The organism is Microbispora bryophytorum (assembly GCF_006874465.1).
GTDB lineage: Bacteria > Actinomycetota > Actinomycetes > Streptosporangiales > Streptosporangiaceae > Microbispora > Microbispora bryophytorum.
Window position 1 is genome coordinate 118,450 of the sequence record NZ_VIRL01000013.1, and the last position, 19,738, is coordinate 138,187.

Here is a 19,738-nt window from a genome sequence, read left to right on the forward strand (position 1 = left end):
GTGACAAGGTCAGGTCGTCACGACGAGGGAGCCTTGACTCAGCGGCGGGCGAACTCCCGCAGCGCGGGCAGTGCCCGGTCGTCGAAGCCGAACAGCGCCTGGTTCTCCCAGGCGTTGCCCGACGCCGGGTCGGCGGGATCCCAGCCGTTGCCCTTCACCCCGGTCCAGGTGGCCTCCCACCAGAAGGCCCCCAGCCCGCGCCCGCCGGGCACCGCCCGGACGATGTTCATCAGGTCGCGGGCGAACGCCGCCTGGCCCGCGGGAGTCGCCGGATATCCGGGGTAAGGCTCGGCGGACGTGACGGTGTTCGCCCAGCCGTCGTCGTCGCCCGTGGTGAACGGGTAGGCTGTCTCGGCCACCACGACCGGCTTGCCGTACCGGGCGGCGACATCGTTCAGGTTGGCCTGGAAGGCGGCCATCGTGCCGTGCCAGTACGGGTAGTACGACAGCCCGATCACGTCGTAGCGGATGCCGTTGGCCGCGGCGTTGTCGAACCACCACCGGTAGAGGCCGTTGTCGCCGCCGTCCGCGAGGTGCAGCACGACCTTGGTGCGGCCGGAGACCGCCTTGACCGCGTCGTATCCCGCGTTGAGCAGGGCGGCGAGTTGCGGCCAGTTGTCCCAGCGGCCGTCGGGCCACAGCAGGCCGCCGTTGAGCTCGTTGCCCACCTGCACCATGTCGGCGGTCGTGCCCTGCGCCTTCAGCGCACCCAGCACGTCGTAGGTGTGGTCGTAGAGCGCCTGCTGCAGCTCGTCGAACGACAGCGACTCCCATGCGGCGGGCTTGTTCTGCTTGCCGGGGTCGGCCCAGGAGTCGGAGTAGTGGAAGTCCACGAGCAGGCTCATGCCGAGCGCCTTGGCCCGCTTCGCGACCGCCAGCACCCGGCTCCTGTCGTTGTAGCCGTCGGCGGGGTTCACCCACACCTTGAGCCGGATGTAGTTCAGCCCGTCGTGCCGCAGGATCGCCAGCGCGTCGCCCCGCCGCCCGTTCGCGTAACGGTACGTCCCGCCGAGCGCCTCGGACTTGGCGAGGCTCGACACGTCGGCGCCCCGGATCGGGAGCGGAGGCCCGCCGCCAGGCCTCGGGCCGCCGGTGTCTGGAACCGCGGCGTCCGGAACCGCGGCGTCCAGAACCGCGGCGTGCGCGGGCGCGGCGGCGGCGAATGGTGGGGTGAGTGGAGCGAGGAGTGCGGCGGCCGCGCACAGCAGGGCCGCCAGGTGTCTAACCATCGGATCCTCCGGTCAGGAGAGGACGTCAGCGGAAATCCCCCGGGTCCCCGGCATCGCGCCGCCGCGTCAGGTGCGGCACGACGCCGGGCGCTCATGTGCGGACGACCACGACGCCCCCGGCGGGCACCGTCGCCGAACCGTCGTACGCGGCGCCGTCGAGCACGCCGGCGCCCGTCACCCCGTCCACCGTCACCGGCGCGTCCGCGTGGTTGATGAGGAACAGGTGGTCGCCCCTCCGTACGAGTTCCAGCGTGTCGGGCAGGCCGCGCGGCCGGGACACGCCCGCGTGGTCGAGCACCTCCGCGACGAGATCGCGCAGGCCGGACTCGGCGTCCATCGCGGTGGACACATACCATCCGCTGCCCGCACCCAGGTCGTGCCGGGTGACGGCGGGATGCCCGGCGTCGGGCCCGTCGGCGAACTCCTGCACGGTCCGCGCCCCCGCCGGCCGCACCCGCTCGGACCAGATCCGGCCGGTCGCACTGGGCTTGAGTGGCTCCGGCTTGAACGACTCGCACCCAGGCGACTCAGGCCCAGTTGACTCGGGCCCGGGTGACTTCGGCGGCCGCAGCGCGACCGTCTCGTGCTCGCGAAGCGGATGGAACTCCTCGACGGCCACGCCAAGCACCTCTCGCAGCGCCCCGGGGTACGGCCCCGGGTGGATGGTGTCGTTCTCGTCCACAATGCCGGAGAAATATGACACAAGCAGGTGCCCGCCCGCCTCCACGTAGCGGTGCAGGTTCTTCGCCGGCGCCTCGCCGAGCAGGTAGGAGCTGGGCGCGACGACCAGCCGGTACGGCGACAGGTCGGCCGACGGGTGCACGAAGTCGACGGTGACGTGCTCGCGCCACAGCGCCTCGTAGTAGGCCTCGATCCGTTCCCGGAAGCGCAGGTCGGCCGAGGGCCGCCACTCGAATTCGAGCGCCCAGTAGGACTCCCAGTCCCACACGACGGCGACTTCGGCCGCCACCCGCGCGCCCCTGACTCCGGCGAGCCTGCCGAGGTCCGCGCCGAGCGCGACCACGTCGCGCCAGATCCGGGAGTCGGTGCCGGCGTGCGGCACCATCGCCGAGTGGAACTTCTCCGCGCCGTATCGGGAGGCCCGCCACTGGAAGAACATCGCCGAGTCCGAGCCGCGCGCCACGTGGGCGAGGGTGTTGCGGCGCATCTCCCCCGGCCGCTTGGCGAGGTTGCGCGGCTGCCAGTTGACCGCGCCCGTCGAGTGTTCCATCAGCATCCAGGGGCGGCCCCCGGCGACCGACCGGGTCAGGTCGGCGGCCATGGCGAGCTCGATGTGCGGATCGGCCCTGGCCGAGTCGAGGTAGTGGTCGTTGGCCACCACGTCGACCTCGGCCGCCCAGCGCCAGTAGTCCATGGGCTTGCAGTTGGGGATCATGAAGTTGGTCGTCACGGGCAGGTCGCTGAACCGCCGGATCGTCTCGCGCTCGCTGCGGAAGCAGGCGATGTGCGCGTCGACCGAGAACCGCATGAAGTCGAGCTGGAGCCCGGTGAGCAGGCCCACCGGCGCGGCGGCGGGCGGATCGACCTCCTCGAACGCGCCGTAGGTCAGCCCCCAGAAGGTGGTGCCCCAGGCGGCGTTGAGCGCGCCCACGTCCCCGTACCTGTCCTGCAGCCACGCCCGGAACGCCTCGGCCGACGCCGGGCAGTAGCAGTGGGCGTTGGCCCAGCCGTACTCGTTGTGCACGTGCCACATCGCCAGGGCGGGGTGGCCGGCGTACCGCGCGGCGAGGGCGGCGACGACCCGCTCGGACGCCGCGGCGTAGTCGGGGGAGCTCGGGCAGAAGCTGTGCCGGGAGCCGCCGCCGAGCACGTGGCCCTCCCTGTCCACCAGGCGGCTGCCGGGATAGCGGCGGCGGAACCACGTGGGCGGCGAGGAGGTGGGGGTGGCGAGGTCGGCGTACACCCCGGCCGAGTGGAGCAGGTCGAGGATCCGGTCGAGCCGGGAGAAGTCGTACTCGCCCTCCTGTGGCTCGATCAGTCCCCAGTTGAAGACGCCGACGGTGACCAGGTTCACCCCGGCCTCGCGCATCAGGCGGACGTCCTCCCGCCACACCTCCTCCGGCCACTGCTCGGGGTTGTAGTCCCCGCCGTAGGCGAGACCCTCGGGCAGGACGGGATATCCGGGCACGTCTCCCCCCTCGATTCCTCTTCTGTGAACGTGCACAGTAGCGCACAAGCGTTCTACCGAGAAGGTCCGATCGATTAGCGCTGATCAGCGAGGGTCGCTAACAACCGCGTAACGACCATTGACAGCACGGAAGGGACCTTTCAGTCTGTGAACGCTCCCAGACTGATCCGCCTCTTGCCCCCCTCCCCCACCTGCCTGGAGGAACATATGCGCGTGAACCGGTTAGCACTGGCGGCGGTCGCGATCCTCACCGCCGCGCTCTCGACGGCCTGCTCGGGCGGCTCCGACGAGCCGTCCGGCGAGGCAGCGAGCCAGAGCGCGGCGCCGGCCGGACCGGTGAAGCTGACCTACTGGACCTGGGTTCCGAACATGGACAAGATCGTCGCGGTGTGGAACCAGGCCCACCCCGACATCCAGGTCACGGTCAGCAAGCAGGCGGGGGGCGATGACGCGGCGGCCAAGTTCCTCACCGCCGCCAAGGCGGGCAACCCGCCCGACCTGGTCCAGGCCGAGTATCAGATGCTCCCCTCCTTCGTCGCCGCCGACGCGGTCGCCGATCTGAAGGCGGAGACCGCGCAGGCGAAGGCCGAGTTCGGCGAGGGCGTCTGGGGGCTGGTGACCCTCGGCACCGACGCCGTCTACGCGGTCCCCCAGGACAGCGGGCCGATGATGCTCTATTACCGCAAGGACCTGTTCGAGAAGTACGGCATCGAGGTGCCGAAGACCTGGGACGAGTACGCCGAGGCCGCCCGCACCGTGCACAAGAAGGACCCCAAGGTCTTCCTCGGCACGTTCTCCAGCAAGGACCCGGGCTGGTTCGCCGGGCTTTCCCAGCAGGCGGGCGCGCAGTGGTGGTCGATCAGCGGCGACGCGTGGAGGGTCGCGGTGAACGACGAGGCCACCACGAAGGTCGCCTCCTACTGGGGCGGCCTGGTGAAGGAGGGCGTCATCGACGGCATGCCCTACTTCACCCCCGAGTGGAACAAGGCGCTCAACGACGGCAAGCTGCTCACCTGGCCGTCGGCGGTGTGGGGCCCCGGCGTGCTGTCGAGCAACGCGCCGAAGGCCGCGGGCAAGTGGGCCGTCGCCCCGCTGCCGCAGTGGAACGCGGGTGAGAACCACAGCGGCTTCTGGGGCGGCTCCTCCACCGCCGTCGCCGCCAAGTCGCCCAACAAGGCGGCCGCCGCGACGTTCGCCACCTGGCTGAACACCGATCCGCAGGCGCTCGGACTGCTGATCAAGGAGGGCGCGGTCTACCCGGCCTCCGCCAAGGGCGCCGCGCTGATGACCGAGGCTCCCGACTACTTCTCCAACCAGCCCGACTTCTGGAAGCAGGCGGCCGACATCGGCGCCACCGCCCGCGGCTTCACCTTCGGCCCGAACGTCAACGTGACGTACAACGCCTACAGAGACGCCTTCGACAAGGCCGTCGCCGACAAGTCCGACTTCGCCGCCGCCGTTCAGGGCATGCAGGACGCCACCGTCGCCGACATGCGCAAGTCCGGCTTCACCCTCGCCCAGTGACGATGCGATCCACGAAGACAGGCGCCCGCGCCGGCCGTGCGGGCCATGCGGGCCGTGCGGGCGCCGTGCCCTACCTGTTCCTCGCCCCGGCGATGGCGCTGTTCACGCTTTTCATGGCCCTGCCCATCGGCTACACGATCTATCTGAGCCTGCGGCGCACCAGGGTCTCCGGCCTGGGCCTCGGCAAGGGGGCCCGCACGGAGGTCTTCGCCGGGCTCGCCAACTACGCCGCCGCCGTCGGCGACGGCGAGCTGTGGGCCGGCTGGCTGCGCGTCCTCGGATACGGCGCGCTCGTGCTGGCGCTGATGCTGGGGCTCGCCCTCGTGTTCGCGCTCATGCTCGACACGGCGCACGTGCGACTCGCCCGCCTCACCCGGATCTCGATCTTCCTGCCGTACGCCGTGCCGGGCGTGGCGGCGACGCTGATGTGGGGCTTCCTCTACCTGCCCAGCCTCAGCCCGCTCGGCGAGCACTCGTTCCTGAGCGCCGACCTGGTGACGTTCTCGATGGCGAACGTGGCGGTCTGGGGCGGCACCGGCTTCAACATGCTGGTGCTCTACACGAACCTGCGGGCCGTGCCGCGGGAGTACTACGAGGCGGCCAGGATCGACGGCGCGAGCGAGCTGGGCATCGCGCTGCGCATCAAGATCCCGATCCTGGTGCCGTCGATCACTCTGACCACGGTGTTCTCCGTCATCGCGACCGTCCAGGTGTTCACGGAACCGACCACCCTGCGGCCGCTGACGAACACGATCAGCTCGACCTGGAGCCCCTTGATGAAGGTGTACCGCGACGCGTTCGTCACCGGTGACCTGTACTCGGCCGCCGCGACGTCCATAGTGATCGCCGGGATCTCCCTCGTGCTGTCGTTCGGTTTCCTGCGGGTCGTGAAGAACCACGCGTTCGGGGAGAGCTGATGGCCGCCGCGCTGCCGGGGTCCCGCGGACCCGCCCGCCCGTCGCCGCGCCGACCGCTGGGGCTCGCGCCGACCGGGGTGCTCGTGCTCGGCGCGATCTACACCCTGTTTCCGGTGAGCTGGGTCGTGGTCGCGTCCACCAAGTCCGAGGGCGAGCTGTTCTCCACCTCGACCTTCGCGCCCGGCACCGGGCTGCTGTCCAACCTGGCCGATCTGTTCGCCTACCGCGACGGCGTCTTCTGGCTCTGGCTGCTCAACACCCTCCTGTACGCCGGGGGCGGCGCGGTGCTGTCGACCGCGGTGTCCACGATCTCGGGGTACACGCTGGCGAAATACTCCTTCCCCGGCCGCGGCCTGATCTTCAACCTGCTCATCGGCGGCATCCTGGTTCCGTCGGTCGTGCTGGCGATCCCGCAGTATCTGCTGTTCTCCAAGGCGGGCCTGGCCGGCACCTACTGGTCGGTGCTGCTGCCGCAGATCCTCCACCCGTACAGCATCTATCTGGCCAGGATCTACTCGCAGGCGGCGGTCCCCGGCTCGCTGCTGGAGGCGGGCCGCCTGGACGGCGCGGGCGAGTGGCGGCTGTTCCAGCGGGTGGCGCTGCCGCTGCTGACGCCGGGTATGGTGACGATCTTCCTGTTCCAGTTCGTCGCGATCTGGAACAACTTCCTGCTGCCGTTCATCATGCTGGGCGACGACCAGAGGTTCCCGCTGACGGTCGGCCTCTACACGCTGCTCGCCGCGGGCGCCGGCCAGCCGTCGCTGTACAACCTGATCATCACGGGGACCATGCTGTCGCTCATCCCGCTGATCGCGCTGTTCCTCACGATGCAGCGCTATTGGCGTACGGACCTGTCCGGCGGGGCCGTGAAAAGCTGATGGGCGCGGGGAAACACGCTGATCCGCGGGGGGAAAATACGACCATGGCGAAACGTCCGACCATTCATGACGTGGCCGCGGCGGCGGGCGTCTCCCGGGGCACCGTCTCCCGGGTGCTCAACGACGACCGGTACGTGAGCCCCGCCGCCCACGCCGCCGTGCGCCGTGCCATCGCCGAGACCGGCTACATCGTCAACCGCAACGCGCGCAGCCTGGTCACCCAGCGGACCGGATCGGTGGTGATGGTGCTGTCGGAGCCGCACGAAAAGGTCTTCGAGGACCCCAACTACAGCACCACGATCCGTACGGCGATCCGGCGGCTCGGCGAGCGGGACGTCTCCCTCGTCATCATGCTGGCCGGGGACGACGGCGACCGCGAGCGGGTGGTGCGCTACGTGCGCGGCGGCCACGCCGACGGGGTGCTGCTGATGTCCACGCACGCGGGCGACCCGCTCGTGGACGAGCTGGAGTCGCTGCGTATCCCGGCCGTCGCCTGCGGCGCGGTGATCGGCAAGGAGAACGTGATCCCCTACGCCGCGGCCGACGACCGCGAGGGCGCCCGGCAGATGACCCGCTACCTGGTCGAGCAGGGCCGCAGGAAGATCGCCACGATCACCGGTCCGATGGACACGCCGGGCGGCATCCAGCGTCTGGAGGGCTTCGCCGACGTGCTCGGCAGGAAGGCCTCCAGAAAACTGATCGAGCACGGCGACTGGACCCAGCTCAGCGGCGAGAGCGCGATGGCCCGGCTGATCGAGCGCACGCCCGACCTCGACGCGGTCTTCGTCGCCTCCGACCTCATGGCGGCCGGCGCGCTGTCCACGCTGCGCGCGGCCGGACGGCAGGTGCCCGGCGACGTGGCCGTGGGCGGCTTCGACGACTCGTCGGTCGCCGCCACCACACACCCGCCGCTCACCACGATCCGCCAGCCGCTCGCCGAGGTCGCGGAGGAGACCGTACGGCTGCTGCTCACGCTCGTCGACGGAGGCGGCCCGGTGGACCCGGTGATCCTGCCCACCCGCCTCATCGTGAGGGAGTCGGCCTGACTCCTCCGTCAGGGGATGTCACACCCTGAGGAGGTGCCGCGTACGGGCTGCTCGGCAGCCTCGACGAGGCCGAGGACGTCGTGCAGGACGCCTGGCTGCGGCTGCGCTCCGCCACGGCCGCCGACGGCGGTGAAGAGATCAGGGACGTGACCGGCTGGCTGGTGGTCGCGGTGCCATCATCACCGGGCCCGTCCTCGCCTCCACCATTCTGACCGGGCCCGTTCTGTCCGGGCAGAACGGGCCCTCCTCACCGAGGTGGCGCCGGACCCCGCCGAGCCGGCTGAGTGAAAACGGGAGGACGGCGGCACGCGGGGCGAATAGTCTGCCTAACATCATGGAAGGAGGAACGCCATGAGACGTCGCACGATCCGCAGGCCCCGCCGCGTCCGTCGTCCCGTCGCCGATCTCGACCTGCGCACCCCCTCCGGACGGCCGCTTCCGTACTGAACCGTGCCTATGCGACCGGCTGGCCGAACAGGGCCGGAGGCGTGTGACACCGGAGGCTTTACGCCCGTTTTACCGGTTCTGCGATATCTATACCGGAAAGATCACGGAACCATCACGGTCGGGGGGAAACGAACATGGTCACGGTGGTGCCGTCGCTCGCCAAGGTCAGGGACATCACAACCGCACTGCGCCGCAGGCCCAAGCGGGACAGGACGGACCGGAAGATCGTCGATCTCAAGGCCTACACGGGCGGGAACGTCATCCGGTTCCCGAGGACGTCCGGGCCGACGTCCGCCGCCTGAGCCGGTTGTCCGCAGCTGTCTACGAGACGGCCCGTCCGGCGTTCCGCCGGACGGGCCGCAGGCTTTTACTGGTTGAATTCCCCTCATGGGCGATCTGTCGGCAACCGAGCGGACCCGGCACCGCCGGCTGCGGGAGCAGGGCCGCACCGACCGGGAGGTGTTGCTCTCGGTGCTCCGCGCCGGGTTCGTCTGTCACCTCGGCGTCGTCGTGGACGGCGATCCCATGGTGGTGCCGACGGTGTACGGCTACGACGACGACCATCTGTACGTGCACGGCTCGGCGGCCAGCCGCAGCCTCACCCGCGGCACGACGGTCTGCGTGACGATCACCCACGTCGACGGCCTCGTGCTGGCCCGGTCGGTCTTCGAGCACGGCGTGAACTACCGCAGTGCGATGATCTACGGCGTCCCGCGCGTGCTGGAGGGCGACGAGAAGCTCGCCGCCCTGCGACTCCTGACCGAGCACGCCACCCCCGGCCAGTGGGACTACGCCCGGCAGCCGAACCGCAAGGAACTGGCCGCCACGACGATCCTCGCGGTCCCGCTCGCCGAGGCGTCGGTCAAGGTGCGCGAGGGCCACCCAGACGACGCCGACGACCCGCACGACGTGTGGGCCGGGATCCTGCCGCTCACCCGGTCGTGGCAGGCTCCCCTGACCGACCCGCAGGCCGCCGCCCATCCCGTCCCGCCGCACATCCTCGCCCGCACCGCACCTCACTGACCCCGGCGCCGTACGGCCGGCCGCGGCGGGCCGCCGTCACGACTGGACGCTCGGCTTGAGGCGGACGCCGCCGTCGACGGTCAGCACCGTGCCCGTCGCGTAACCTGTCTCGATCAGGTATGCGATCGCGTTCGCCACGTCGGCTGGCGTGCCGATCCGGCCGACCGTGGTGGCGGCGGCGAACCCGTCGAGCACGCCCTGCCGGTCGTCCCCCAGCCAGTCCCACCACTCGGTGTCGACCACACCGGGCGACACCGCGTTGACCCTGACCGGGGCGAGCTCCACCGCGAGTCCCGGGACCATCGACTCGATGGCGCCGTTCACCGCCGCGAGCCCGGCCACTCCGGCCAGCGCGTTGTTCGCGCTGGCCGCCGCCACGAACGTCAGCGACCCGTCCCGCCGCAGCGCCGCAAGCGCCGCCTGGGCGGCGACCACCTGCGCGATCAGCTTGCCCTCCAGGGCCCCGCGCAGATCGTCGGGCGAAAGCGACCGGAACGGACCGGCCCCCTTCCGGCCGGACACGTTGAGCACCACGTGATCCACCGGGCCAACCTCGGCGAACAGGTCCCGCATCGCCTCCGGGTCGCGGGCGTCGGCCACCACACCGGAGCCCCGCTCCCCGATCTCCTTGACCGCCCGCTCCAGCCGTTCCGGCGTACGACCGGTGACGACGACCTCGCGGCCCGACGCGGCCAGCCGTACGGCGGTGGCCAGGCCGATGCCGCTCGTGCCCCCGACGATCACCACACGTTCACTCATCGGACTCTCCTTCATACGAGACATCATGCCTCGAAACCCTAAATCGAGACACGGTGTCCTGTAAAGTGGCGGCATGGTGGGGAGGCCACGCAGCGAGCAGGCACGCCGGGCGATACTCGAGGCCGCGCTGCGGCTGTGCGAGCGCGACGGATATCCGAACGTGACGCTGAAGGGCATCGCCGAGGAGGCGGGAACCGGCAGGCAGACGCTCTACCGTTGGTGGGACACCAAGGCCGACGTGCTGCTGGAGGCGATGACCGACCTCGTCACGAGCGCCCGGGCTCCCTCGGAGACCGACCTGGAGACGTTCCTGCGCGAGACCTTCGCGCTGGCGGACGGCGTGGTCGGCGGGGTCGTGGCCGGCCTCATGGCGGAGGCCCAAAGCGATCCGGCCCTGGGCGAGCGGCTGCGGGAGCGGCTGATCGGCCCGCGGCGCCACGCCCTGCGTGCGGTGCTGGAGCGGATGCCGCCACCCCCCGGCGCCGACCTTGACCTCTTGATCGACATGATCTTCGGGGTCATGTGGTATCGGCTGCTCAACCGGCACGCCCCGCTCGACGCCGCCCTGGCGGGGGACATCACGGCGCTCGTGGCCGGGATCGCCGCACGCCCGGGCCGGTAGGCGAGCCCGAAAACCCGGGCGCGGTGGCCACTGGACTCCTCCGCCGGATCGTCTGTCACATCCGCCTCATTGCCGACCGCCCGATGCGGCAGGATGGAGCGGTGACGCCTTCCCCAGCGGTCGTCCAGCCGGACCGGGACCTCCTTGAGGAGATCCTCGACGAGCTGGACATCGAGCACACGATAGACACAGAGGGCGACCTGGCGATCTCCACCGCCTACCTCACGATCTTCTTCCTCTTCGGCAAGGAAGGAGACCTGTTCACCGTGCGGACCTTCTACGAAAGGAACTACTCGGTGGACGACAAGCCGATGCTGCTCACGGCGCTCAACGAGTGGAACGCGGACACGATGTGGCCGAAGGTGTACGCGTTCACCCAGGACAACGGAACGATCCGGCTCGTCGGCGACTCGCAGGTCTACATCGGGGCCGGCGTGACCAGGGAGCACCTGACCACGATGGTGGCCCACTGGGTGAGGTTCTCGATCAAATTCCATCGCTGGCTCACCGACCGGCTCGCCTTCGAAGCCGACTGACCAACCCGCGGACGGGCGAAGGGCGGGTGCCGGACTTCGCCCGCGGCCTGCGTCTGCACGGTCTGCTCGACGCGATCCGCCGCTCCGCGGAGACCGGCACCCGCCAGACGTTCACCCCGGCCTGACCCGTCAGCCTCGCGCGAGGGCGTCGCGCAGCTCGGCGGCGGTGAGCCGGGGGCCGTAGGCGGGCTTGTCCCGCTGGAACCGCCGTCCCTCCGCGAGCGGGCCCGCGTCCACCACGTCGAAGCCGAACGAGTCGGTCAGCTCGGTGACCACCTTCTTGGCCTCGGCGTCGTCGCCCGAGATCGGCAGCGCCCGCCGGTTCTCCGCGCCCGCGGGCAGACCCTGCTCGGCGAGGTGAGCGAAGTTGATGGAGTTGAACGCCTTCACGACCCGCGACCCCGGCAGATGCGCGGCGAGCACCTCGCTGTCGGTGGTCTCCCCCGCGTCGATCTCGGGGAAGTGACCGTCCCGCTCGAAGTAGTAGTTGTTCGTGTCGATGACGATCTTGCCGTCCAGCGGCTCTACCGGCACCTCCCGGTATCTGCCGAAGGGAATCGTCACGACCACGATGTCCCCCGCCGCCGCGGCCTCGGCCGCGGTGGCCGCGCGTGCGTTCGGGCCCAACTCGGCGACGAGTTCGGAAAGCGTGTGCGGCCCGCGGGAGTTGCTCAGCACCACCGAGTGCCCGGCGTCGACCGCCAGCTTCGCGAGGGTGCCGCCGATCTTCCCACTGCCGATGAGTCCAATAACCATGGCTGGGGCAACACGGCCGCCGCCGGTGTCATTCCCCCGGCCGGCGTGTCGTGAAGGACGAAGACGGCCCGTTCGAGGAGGTCCCGCCGCTGGTCAGGCCTCGTCCGGGGTGAACTCCCCCACCGGCCCGCGCTCGCATCACCGGCCACCCGGACCGCGTGACCGCCACGGTCCATGACGGATGCCTCCCACCCGCACCCGGGTGGGAGGCATCCGTCATGGGCAGATCACTGGAGCCCTGCCCGGTCTTTCCGGGCTCAGCTGCAGCCGCTGGTGCTGCCGCAGCCCTCGCAGACGTAGCAGCTGCCGGCCGGTCGCATCTTCGTGCCGCAGGTCATGCACAGCGGCGCGTCCGCCGTACGGCCCTGGTGGCTCTCCAGCGAGGCGCCGACCCGGCGCGGCTCCGGCACCGCCACCGGCACGACCTGCCCGGCGGACGGCCCCTCGGCGGGCTTGGCCTCGACCGGCGCCGGCTGCGCCTTCTCGACGGGCACGGCCTTCCCGTTCTCGATTGGCGCGGACTGCGCCAGGGCGGCGGTGTCCAGGTCCTGGAGCGCGGCCGGGTCCTCGCCGCGCTGCTGCGCGGCCCGCTCGGAGGCGGAGAAGATGCCCAGAGCCGCCCGGTCCTCGTACGGCAGGTGGTCGAGCGCGAGCCGCCGGAAGATGTAGTCCATTACCGACTGCGCCATCCGGACGTCGGGGTCGTCGGTCATGCCCGCTGGCTCGAAGCGCATGTTGACGAACTTCTGCACGTAGGTGTCCAGCGGCACGCCGTACTGGAGACCGATCGAGATCGCCACAGAGAAGGCGTCCATCACGCCCGCGAGCGTGCTGCCCTGCTTGGACATCTTGAGGAAGACCTCGCCCAGGCCGTCGTCAGGATAGGACGAGGCGGTCATGTAGCCCTTGGCGCCGCCCACGGTGAAGCGGGTGGTGGTGCTCGGCCGCTGGTTCGGCATCCGCCGCCTGGTCGGCCGCGCGACCTCCACGACCTGGACGATCGGCTCCTTCTCGGCGGACGCCTCGGCAGGGGCCTCCTCGGAGGCCTTCTTCGCGATCGACAGCGGCTGACCGACCTTGCAGTTGTCGCGGTAGACGGCCAGGGCCTTGAGGCCGAGCTTCCAGCCCTCCAGGTAGACCTGCTCGATGTCGTCCACCGTGGCCGACTCCGGCAGGTTCACGGTCTTGGAGATGGCGCCGGACAGGAACGGCTGGACGGCCGCCATCATCCGGACGTGGCCCATCGATGCGATGGCCCGCTCGCCCATCGCGCAGTCGAACACCTCGTAGTGCTCCGGCCGCAGGCCGGGGGCGTCCACGACGTGACCGTGCTCGGCGATGTACTCGACGATGGCCTCGACCTGCTCCTCAAGGTAGCCGAGCTGACGCAGCGCCCGCGGGATCGTCTGGTTGACGATCTGCATCGAGCCGCCGCCGACGAGCTTCTTGAACTTCACCAGCGCCAGGTCGGGCTCGATGCCGGTGGTGTCGCAGTCCATCATCAGGCCGATGGTGCCGGTCGGGGCCAGCAGCGACGCCTGGGCGTTGCGGTAGCCGTTCCGCTCGCCGAGCTTGAGGCACTCCTGCCACTGCCGGGTGGCCTCGGCGTGCAGGTCCTTGTCCATGGCGTCGAGCGTGCGCAGGTCGTCGTTGGCCGCGGCGTGCTTGCGCATGACCCGCTTGTGCGGCTCGGCGTTGCGCTGGTAGCCGTCGTACGGGCCGACGATCCCGGCGATCTCGGCCGAGCGGCGGTAGGACACGGCGGTCATCAGCGAGGTGATCCCGGCCGCGATGGCCCGGCCGCCGTCGGAGTCGTACGCGTGGCCGGTCGCCATCAGCAGCGCGCCCAGGTTCGCGTAGCCGATGCCGAGCTGGCGGTACGCCCGGGTGGTCTCGGCGATCTTCTCCGTCGGGAAGTCGGCGAAGGTGATCGAGATGTCCATCGCGGTGATGATCAGCTCGGTGATCTTCACGAAGGCGCCGACGTCGAAGGAGTCGTCGTCACGCAGGAACTTCAGCAGGTTGATCGACGCGAGGTTGCACGAGGAGTTGTCCAGGTGGACGTACTCCGAGCAGGGGTTGCTGGCCGTGATGCGCCCGGTCTCCGGGCAGGTGTGCCAGTCGTTGATCGTGTCGTCGTACTGCAGGCCGGGGTCGGCGCACTCCCAGGCGGCCTGGGCCATCTTGCGGAACAGCGACCGCGCCTCGACCTCCTCGATGACCTCTCCGGTGAGCCGGGCCCGCAGGCCGAAGCTCCCGCCGGCCTCGACGGCGCGCATGAACTCGTCGGAGACCCGCACCGAGTTGTTGGCGTTCTGGTACTGGACGGACACGATGTCCTTGCCGCCGAGGTCCATGTCGAACCCGGCGTCGCGCAGCGCGCGGACCTTGTCCTCCTCGCGCGCCTTGGTCTCGATGAACTCCTCGATGTCGGGGTGGTCCACGTCGAGGACGACCATCTTGGCCGCCCTGCGGGTGGCGCCGCCCGACTTGATGGTGCCGGCGGAGGCGTCGGCGCCGCGCATGAAGGAGACCGGGCCGCTGGCCGTGCCCCCGCTGGACAGCAGCTCCTTGGACGAACGGATGCGGGAGAGGTTGACCCCCGAGCCCGAGCCGCCCTTGAAGATCACGCCCTCTTCCTTGTACCAGTCGAGGATCGACTCCATCGTGTCGTCCACGGCCAGGATGAAGCACGCGCTCACCTGCTGGGGGGAGAGGGTGCCGACGTTGAACCACACCGGGGAGTTGAAGCTGAAGATCTGGTGGATCAGCGCGTGCTTGAGCTCGTGGTCGAAGATCTCCGCGTCCTCGTCGGAGGCGAAGTAGCCGTTCTCGACGCCGGTCCTGGTGTAGACGCCCACGACCCGGTCGACGAGCTGCTTGAGGCTCGACTCGCGCTGGGGGGTGCCCACCGCCCCGCGGAAGTACTTGGTGGTGACGATGTTGGCCGCGTTGACCGACCAGGAGTCCGGGAACTCCACGCCGTGCTGCTCGAAGTTGACCGAGCCGTCCCGCCAGTTCGTCATCACGACGTCGCGCCGCTCCCAGCGGACCTCGTCGTACGGGTGAACACCCGGGGTGGTGAAGATGCGCTTCATCTTCAGGCCCTTGCGCGGGCGCTTGCCCGGCCGACCCCCCGCACCCGATACGGTGCCGCTCACGGTCTCCGTCATGACTTCCCCCTCCCAGGGCCCGATGGAGCCCCTTCTCCGGACCACGCTCGTTATAACCACATCGTCGCGCCGCGCCGTCGCGCGCCGCCGCCCGCCTCGTCCCGGTCCCCCGGAAGGCGCCTACTCCTCGCCCGCCGTGCCGTGGGCCACGCGGAGCCGCTCGATCTCCGCCTCGAAGTCCGCAAGCGTCTCGAAGCTGCGGTAGACCGACGCGAAGCGCAGGTAGGCCACCTCGTCGAGGTCACGGAGCGGGCCCAGGATGGCCAGGCCCACCTCGTGGGAGGCGATCTCGGCCGCGCCGGTGCCCCGGATGCTCTCCTCGACGCGCTGCCCGAGCTGGGCGAGGGAGTCCTCGCCGACCGGGCGTCCCTGGCAGGCCCGCCGCACGCCGGCGATGACCTTCTCCCGGGAGAACGGCTCGGTGACCCCGCTGCGCTTGCTCACCATCAGCAGTACGGTCTCCTGCGTGGTGAACCTGCGCCCGCACTCGGGACAGGTGCGCCGGCGACGGATCGCCGCCCCGTCCTCGGCCGCGCGGCTGTCCACGACCCGGGTGTCCGGGTGGCGACAGAACGGACAGTGCACGTCATCGCCTCCCTGAACGCCCATCCTGAACACAAGGTGTGGTGAACTTACACCGGTGTGACTACTAGATGTTGTGGTCCAACCGTAGGAGCGCCCGACCTTGAACGCAAGTCGAACCGGCGTTGGCCATGGAAGTTCCTGTTCGGCGCGCGTGTCGCGCCTCCAGTCACGGCCGCATCACCTGCCCCACCGGCGCGGAATACGCCCTTTACCCGCCTTTCCCCGGCCCATTTCCGCACGGCCCCTGACCTGGGCGTACTGCGACCAGAGAAGATCGGTTAAATCGAACACGGGATCGATCGAACTCCCGTACGATGAGGTGGACGGCGAGATCGGTGATTTCGCTGGATATCGAACAATTGTTTGACGGCGATCTTGAATCGCGGTACGGTCGCTCTGTGCGACATGAGGAACACGGATCGAGAGGTGGCATCGTGAGTGACCGAAGTGAGCAAGCGGATGGCGTCAGCGACCTCGCGGTTCGCAGGCGCGACTCGCTTGGCCTCACCCCCAGGCAGCGGAAGATCCTTGAGGTGATCCGCGACTCGGTCCAGCAGCGCGGCTATCCGCCGTCCATGCGGGAGATCGGGGAAGCGGTCCAGCTGACCAGCACCTCCAGCGTGTCGCACCAGCTCACGGCGCTCCAGCGTAAGGGCTACCTCCGGCGTGATCCCCATCGGCCCCGGGCCCTGGAGGTCCGGCTGCCGGGCGAGCCGGTGCTGTGGGTGGACCCGGACGCCACCTCCGAGGAGGAGGCCGGGTTCAACCGGCCCACCGCGGCCTACGTGCCGCTGGTCGGCCGCATCGCGGCCGGTGGGCCCATCCTCGCCGAGCAGAGCATCGAGGACGTGTTCGCGCTGCCCAAGCAGCTCGTGGGCGAGGGCACGCTGTTCCTGCTCCAGGTCTCCGGCGACTCGATGATCGAGGCCGCCATCGCCGACGGCGACTGGGTCGTGGTGCGGCAGCAGCCGGTCGCCGACAACGGCGACATCGTGGCCGCGATGATCGACGGCGAGGCCACCGTGAAGACGTTCAAGCGCAAGGACGGGCACGTGTGGCTGGTGCCGCACAACCCCAACTACGAGCCGATCCCTGGCGACGAGGCCACCGTGCTCGGCAAGGTCACGGCCGTCCTGCGCAAGCTGTAGCCGCGCCGGCGCCCCGCGGCACAACGCACCGCGGGGCGCGGCGGCCGCCTTTCAGGCGGTCACTTATCGGCAATTAGGGTGAGTCGGGTGAAACTTGACTCACTGTCCCTGGACGCGGCCCGCCGGCGTGACGGAATCAAATGGGCCCACGCCGCATCCGGCGTCATCCCCGCCTGGGTCGCCGACATGGACTTCCCCGTGCCCGAGGCGGTCACGGAGGCGATCGCGAGACGTGCCGCCACGGACCTCGGCTATCCCGCCTGGCTGGAGGAGCCCACCGCCGGGCCCCTGGCGGAGGCGTTCGCCGAGCGCATGGAGGCGCGGTACGGCTGGCGAGCCGATCCGGCGCACGTGCGGTCCTACACCGACCTCAACCAGGCCCTTCAGGTGCTGCTGCACGTCATGACCGACCCCGGCGACGCGGTGGCGCTGCACGTTCCGGCCTACGACCCCTTCCTCACCACGATCACCGCGATGAACCGCCGCCTGGTGCCCATGCCGCTGACGGCCGACGGCAGGTTCGAGGTGCCCGGTGAGCCCGTCCGGGTGCTCCTGCTGGTCAACCCGCAGAACCCGTCGGGCCGCTCGTTCACCCGTGAGGAGCTCGATGCGGTCGCGGCGTACGCCGACCGGCACGGCACGCTGGTGATCTCCGACGAGATCCACGCCGACCTGACGTACGCCCCTGCCCGGCACATCCCGTTCGCCACGATCCTGCCCGAGCGCACGGTCACGCTGACCTCCGCCAGCAAGGCCTTCAACATGGGCGGACTGCACTGCTCGGTCGCCCACATCGGCGCGAAGGACGCCAGGGACGCGCTCGGCCGCCAGCCCGCCCACATCTACGGGGCGCCCAGCGTTCTCGGCGTGGAGGCCACGGTCGCGGCGTGGCGGCACGGCGACGCGTGGCTGGAGGAGGTGCTGGCGATCCTGGACCGCAACCGCAGGCGCATCGCCGAGCGGCTCCCCTCGGTGGGGTACCGCATGCCCGAGGCCACCTATCTCGCGTGGCTCGACTTCGGCGTGCCCGGCGCGGCGCACTTCCTCGAACGGGAGGCCCGGGTCAAGCTCAACCCGGGCCCGAACTACGGAGGCGGCGACACCTTCGCCCGCCTCAACTTCGCGACCTCGGCGGCGATCCTGGAGGAGATCCTGTCCAGGATCGCCGCCGCACTGACGTGACGCGCCCGCTCAGCTCGCCGTGCAGGTCACCGTGGACGGAACGCCGTTGCTGCCGGACCAGCTGCCGTTGAAGCCGAACATGGTCGAGGCCCCGGCGGCCAGCGTGCCGTTGTAGGACATGTTCGTCACCGTGACGTTCGACCCGCTCGCGCTGAGCGTGCCGTTCCAGAGCTGGCTGATGCTCTGGCCGTTCGGGAAGGCCCACTTCACGGTCCAGCCCGAGATGGCCGAGGAACCCGCGTTGACCGTGACCTCACCCTGGAAGCCGCCGGGGTACTGGTTGGCGACCTTGTAGGTGGCGGTGCAGGTCTTCCCGCCCGGCGACGAAGGAGACGCCGACGGCGACGCGGAGGGAGAGGGCGACGGCGACACCCTCGGCGAGGGCGAGGCCGACGGAGAGGGTGACGGTGAAACCGACGGGGAGACCCTCGGCGAGGGCGAGGCCGACGGCGACACCGGCGGCGACGGGTTGACGCCACCGGTCGGCGGGATCAGGTAGGGCGAGATGATGCTCTGCTTGGCCTGGTCGACCGTCGCCCAGTCGTCCTTCAGGATGCCGCCCGTGTCCCCCGAGTTGGGGTTCCACGACCAGTAGGTGAACGACATGCCGTTCACCCCGCTGCCCATGTACTTCATGAGCTCCTGGAGCCAGACCTTGTCGATGTTGCTGGCGAGCGTGGTGCCGAACTCGCCCACCATGATCGGCGCGATGTTCTGCTTGTACAGGTAGCCGAAGTACTTGTCCCAGATGGCCGGCATGTTCGCCGGGTACGACGGGTCGTCGAACCACGCCTGGTGGTAGACCGACGTGGCGTACTCGTGGGGCGAGTAGACGAGGCGGTTGGCCACGTTCAGCCGCACCGGGTACTGCCCGGCCTTGGTGAGGTTGCCGCCCCACCAGCCGCAGTCCTCGTCGTTGCTGGTGTCGTTGTCCCAGACGTTGGACAGGCCGCCGCTGGGGCAGCTCACGCCCTCCACGAAGATCAGCCAGTTGGACTGCACGGACAGGATGGCGTTGCCCGCGCGCTCGGCCGCCAGGCGCCAGTCGCGCGACTCGTCGCCACAGCCCCAGCAGGAGCCGGTCGCGTTCGGGTTGGTGCCGTCCGCGTGCGGCTCGTTGTGCAGGTCGGCCCCGATGACGGTGGTGTTGCCGGCGTAGTGCTGGGCCAGCGACTTCCAGTCGTTGATCCAGGTGGACTCGGGGACGCCCGAGGTGTACCACAGCGCCGTCTGGCCCGCGCTGGTCGGCCGGTGCCGGTCGAGGATGATCCGCATGCCCTTCTGGCCCGCGTAGTCCACGACCTTGTCGAGGATCTGCAGCGGGGAAAGGCCGATCAGGTCAGGGTTGGAGTAGGTGTTGACGCTCGTCGCCTGCGCGCCCGGCTTCAGCGCGTCGTCGGAGAACGGCACACGGATGGTGTTGTAGCCCAGGTTCGCCATGAGGTCGAGCTGGCTCTTCCACGGGTTGTTCGCCCACAGCCCGTGGAAGGTCTTGTTGTCGGTCTCCATGCCGAACCAGTTGATGCCGGTCAGCCGGACCGTGGCGCCGGTGCTGTCGACGATCTTGTTGCCGCTGGTGTGCAGGTAGCCGGTGCCCGTGCCGGCGGCGTTCGCCGGCGACCCCGTGACGACGAGAACCGTCGCCGCCATCGCGGCGGCCATTGCCAGCCCGCCGAGAATTCGTCTGTACAAGACGTGCCTCCCACGCGGGGCACGCACGCCGACGGCGAGCCATGCGGTCAGGCGCGCACCCCAGACCACCGC

General features: G+C 70.0%; 18 protein-coding genes. 11 read left to right on the plus strand and 7 right to left on the minus strand.

Features of this window, described 5'->3' with window-relative positions:
• Positions 1 to 38: 38 nt before the first annotated feature.
• Together FLX07_RS22580 and FLX07_RS22585 are read right to left on the minus strand one after the other, a co-directional pair.
• The gene (locus FLX07_RS22580; RefSeq protein WP_142573098.1) at positions 39 to 1,229 is read right to left on the minus strand and encodes a glycoside hydrolase family 53 protein; all 1,191 of its coding nucleotides are present in this window, start codon (positions 1,227 to 1,229) and stop codon (positions 39 to 41) included.
• A gap of 91 nt (positions 1,230 to 1,320) precedes the next feature.
• Positions 1,321 to 3,378: a beta-galactosidase gene (locus FLX07_RS22585; protein ID WP_229689888.1), complete on the minus strand. Its 2,058-nt coding sequence runs from the start codon at positions 3,376 to 3,378 to the stop codon at positions 1,321 to 1,323.
• A gap of 207 nt (positions 3,379 to 3,585) precedes the next feature.
• Here FLX07_RS22585 and FLX07_RS22590 point away from each other — a divergent pair, with 207 nt between their 5' ends.
• The 7 genes from FLX07_RS22590 (at position 3,586) to FLX07_RS22615 (ending at position 9,213) form a co-directional block, all read left to right on the plus strand.
• Positions 3,586 to 4,902 (plus strand): ABC transporter substrate-binding protein, encoded by a 1,317-nt coding sequence (locus FLX07_RS22590; protein ID WP_142573100.1) that lies wholly within the window; start codon positions 3,586 to 3,588, stop codon positions 4,900 to 4,902.
• Between the two features lie 2 nt (positions 4,903 to 4,904).
• Positions 4,905 to 5,819, plus strand: coding sequence for a carbohydrate ABC transporter permease (locus FLX07_RS22595; RefSeq protein WP_142573289.1), 915 nt, complete (start codon positions 4,905 to 4,907; stop codon positions 5,817 to 5,819).
• Positions 5,819 to 6,697, plus strand: coding sequence for a carbohydrate ABC transporter permease (locus FLX07_RS22600; RefSeq protein ID WP_142573102.1), 879 nt, complete (start codon positions 5,819 to 5,821; stop codon positions 6,695 to 6,697). The genes FLX07_RS22595 and FLX07_RS22600 overlap by 1 nt, the downstream gene beginning before the upstream one ends.
• Positions 6,698 to 6,741: 44 nt before the next feature.
• Positions 6,742 to 7,743, plus strand: coding sequence for a LacI family DNA-binding transcriptional regulator (locus FLX07_RS22605; protein ID WP_142573104.1), 1,002 nt, complete (start codon positions 6,742 to 6,744; stop codon positions 7,741 to 7,743).
• Between the two features lie 80 nt (positions 7,744 to 7,823).
• On the plus strand, positions 7,824 to 7,955 hold the full coding sequence (locus FLX07_RS38495) for a hypothetical protein (RefSeq protein WP_308424429.1): 132 nt from the start codon (positions 7,824 to 7,826) through the stop codon (positions 7,953 to 7,955).
• A 369-nt stretch (positions 7,956 to 8,324) separates the two neighbouring features.
• Complete coding sequence (locus FLX07_RS36590; RefSeq protein ID WP_167748358.1) at positions 8,325 to 8,492, plus strand: hypothetical protein; 168 nt, start codon at positions 8,325 to 8,327, stop codon at positions 8,490 to 8,492.
• A gap of 85 nt (positions 8,493 to 8,577) precedes the next feature.
• Entirely contained in the window at positions 8,578 to 9,213 is a 636-nt protein-coding gene (locus tag FLX07_RS22615) for a pyridoxamine 5'-phosphate oxidase family protein (protein ID WP_142573106.1), read from the plus strand.
• Between the two features lie 36 nt (positions 9,214 to 9,249).
• Here the strand turns inward: FLX07_RS22615 and FLX07_RS22620 are convergent, their stop codons facing one another.
• On the minus strand, positions 9,250 to 9,972 hold the full coding sequence (locus FLX07_RS22620; RefSeq protein ID WP_142573108.1) for an SDR family oxidoreductase: 723 nt from the start codon (positions 9,970 to 9,972) through the stop codon (positions 9,250 to 9,252).
• A gap of 73 nt (positions 9,973 to 10,045) precedes the next feature.
• Here FLX07_RS22620 and FLX07_RS22625 point away from each other — a divergent pair, with 73 nt between their 5' ends.
• A complete protein-coding gene (locus tag FLX07_RS22625; RefSeq protein ID WP_142573111.1) occupies positions 10,046 to 10,594 on the plus strand; it encodes a TetR/AcrR family transcriptional regulator in 549 nt (182 codons plus the stop codon).
• 101 nt (positions 10,595 to 10,695) lie between these two features.
• Complete coding sequence (locus FLX07_RS22630; RefSeq protein ID WP_167748359.1) at positions 10,696 to 11,130, plus strand: type III secretion system chaperone family protein; 435 nt, start codon at positions 10,696 to 10,698, stop codon at positions 11,128 to 11,130.
• 129 nt (positions 11,131 to 11,259) lie between these two features.
• On the opposite strand, the gene FLX07_RS22635 is transcribed toward FLX07_RS22630, so the two are convergent.
• The 3 genes from FLX07_RS22635 to nrdR form a co-directional block, all read right to left on the minus strand.
• Positions 11,260 to 11,886 carry an NADPH-dependent F420 reductase gene (locus FLX07_RS22635; RefSeq protein ID WP_142573114.1) on the minus strand — a complete coding sequence of 209 codons (627 nt, stop codon included), beginning with the start codon at positions 11,884 to 11,886 and terminating at the stop codon, positions 11,260 to 11,262.
• Positions 11,887 to 12,143: 257 nt separating this feature from the next.
• Positions 12,144 to 15,059: a vitamin B12-dependent ribonucleotide reductase gene (locus FLX07_RS22640; RefSeq protein WP_142573116.1), complete on the minus strand. Its 2,916-nt coding sequence runs from the start codon at positions 15,057 to 15,059 to the stop codon at positions 12,144 to 12,146.
• Positions 15,060 to 15,179: 120 nt separating this feature from the next.
• Positions 15,180 to 15,644, minus strand: a complete 465-nt coding sequence (nrdR, locus tag FLX07_RS22645) for a transcriptional regulator NrdR (protein WP_142573118.1) — start codon at positions 15,642 to 15,644, stop codon at positions 15,180 to 15,182.
• Positions 15,645 to 16,075: 431 nt separating this feature from the next.
• On the opposite strand from nrdR, the gene lexA reads away from it, so the two are divergent.
• Positions 16,076 to 16,792 carry a transcriptional repressor LexA gene (lexA, locus tag FLX07_RS22650; RefSeq protein WP_167538760.1) on the plus strand — a complete coding sequence of 239 codons (717 nt, stop codon included), beginning with the start codon at positions 16,076 to 16,078 and terminating at the stop codon, positions 16,790 to 16,792.
• An 87-nt stretch (positions 16,793 to 16,879) separates the two neighbouring features.
• A complete protein-coding gene (locus FLX07_RS22655) occupies positions 16,880 to 17,974 on the plus strand; it encodes a MalY/PatB family protein (RefSeq protein WP_208762329.1) in 1,095 nt (364 codons plus the stop codon).
• Between the two features lie 9 nt (positions 17,975 to 17,983).
• On the opposite strand, the gene FLX07_RS37905 is transcribed toward FLX07_RS22655, so the two are convergent.
• Entirely contained in the window at positions 17,984 to 19,666 is a 1,683-nt protein-coding gene (locus FLX07_RS37905) for a cellulase family glycosylhydrolase (protein ID WP_223853607.1), read from the minus strand.
• Positions 19,667 to 19,738: the final 72 nt, after the last annotated feature.

Excerpts from the sequence above, each read along its gene's own strand:
- FLX07_RS22580 (WP_142573098.1), bottom strand. The coding sequence starts at position 1,229 with ATGGTTAGACACCTGGCGGCCCTGCTGTGCGCGGCCGCCGCACTCCTC.
- FLX07_RS22590 (WP_142573100.1), top strand. The coding sequence starts at position 3,586 with ATGCGCGTGAACCGGTTAGCACTGGCGGCGGTCGCGATCCTCACCGCC.
- FLX07_RS22595 (WP_142573289.1), top strand. The coding sequence starts at position 4,905 with ATGCGATCCACGAAGACAGGCGCCCGCGCCGGCCGTGCGGGCCATGCG.
- FLX07_RS22600 (WP_142573102.1), top strand. The coding sequence starts at position 5,819 with ATGGCCGCCGCGCTGCCGGGGTCCCGCGGACCCGCCCGCCCGTCGCCG.
- FLX07_RS22605 (WP_142573104.1), top strand. The coding sequence starts at position 6,742 with ATGGCGAAACGTCCGACCATTCATGACGTGGCCGCGGCGGCGGGCGTC.
- FLX07_RS36590 (WP_167748358.1), top strand. The coding sequence starts at position 8,325 with ATGGTCACGGTGGTGCCGTCGCTCGCCAAGGTCAGGGACATCACAACC.
- FLX07_RS22615 (WP_142573106.1), top strand. The coding sequence starts at position 8,578 with ATGGGCGATCTGTCGGCAACCGAGCGGACCCGGCACCGCCGGCTGCGG.
- FLX07_RS22620 (WP_142573108.1), bottom strand. The coding sequence starts at position 9,972 with ATGAGTGAACGTGTGGTGATCGTCGGGGGCACGAGCGGCATCGGCCTG.
- FLX07_RS22625 (WP_142573111.1), top strand. The coding sequence starts at position 10,046 with ATGGTGGGGAGGCCACGCAGCGAGCAGGCACGCCGGGCGATACTCGAG.
- FLX07_RS22635 (WP_142573114.1), bottom strand. The coding sequence starts at position 11,886 with ATGGTTATTGGACTCATCGGCAGTGGGAAGATCGGCGGCACCCTCGCG.
- FLX07_RS22640 (WP_142573116.1), bottom strand. The coding sequence starts at position 15,059 with ATGACGGAGACCGTGAGCGGCACCGTATCGGGTGCGGGGGGTCGGCCG.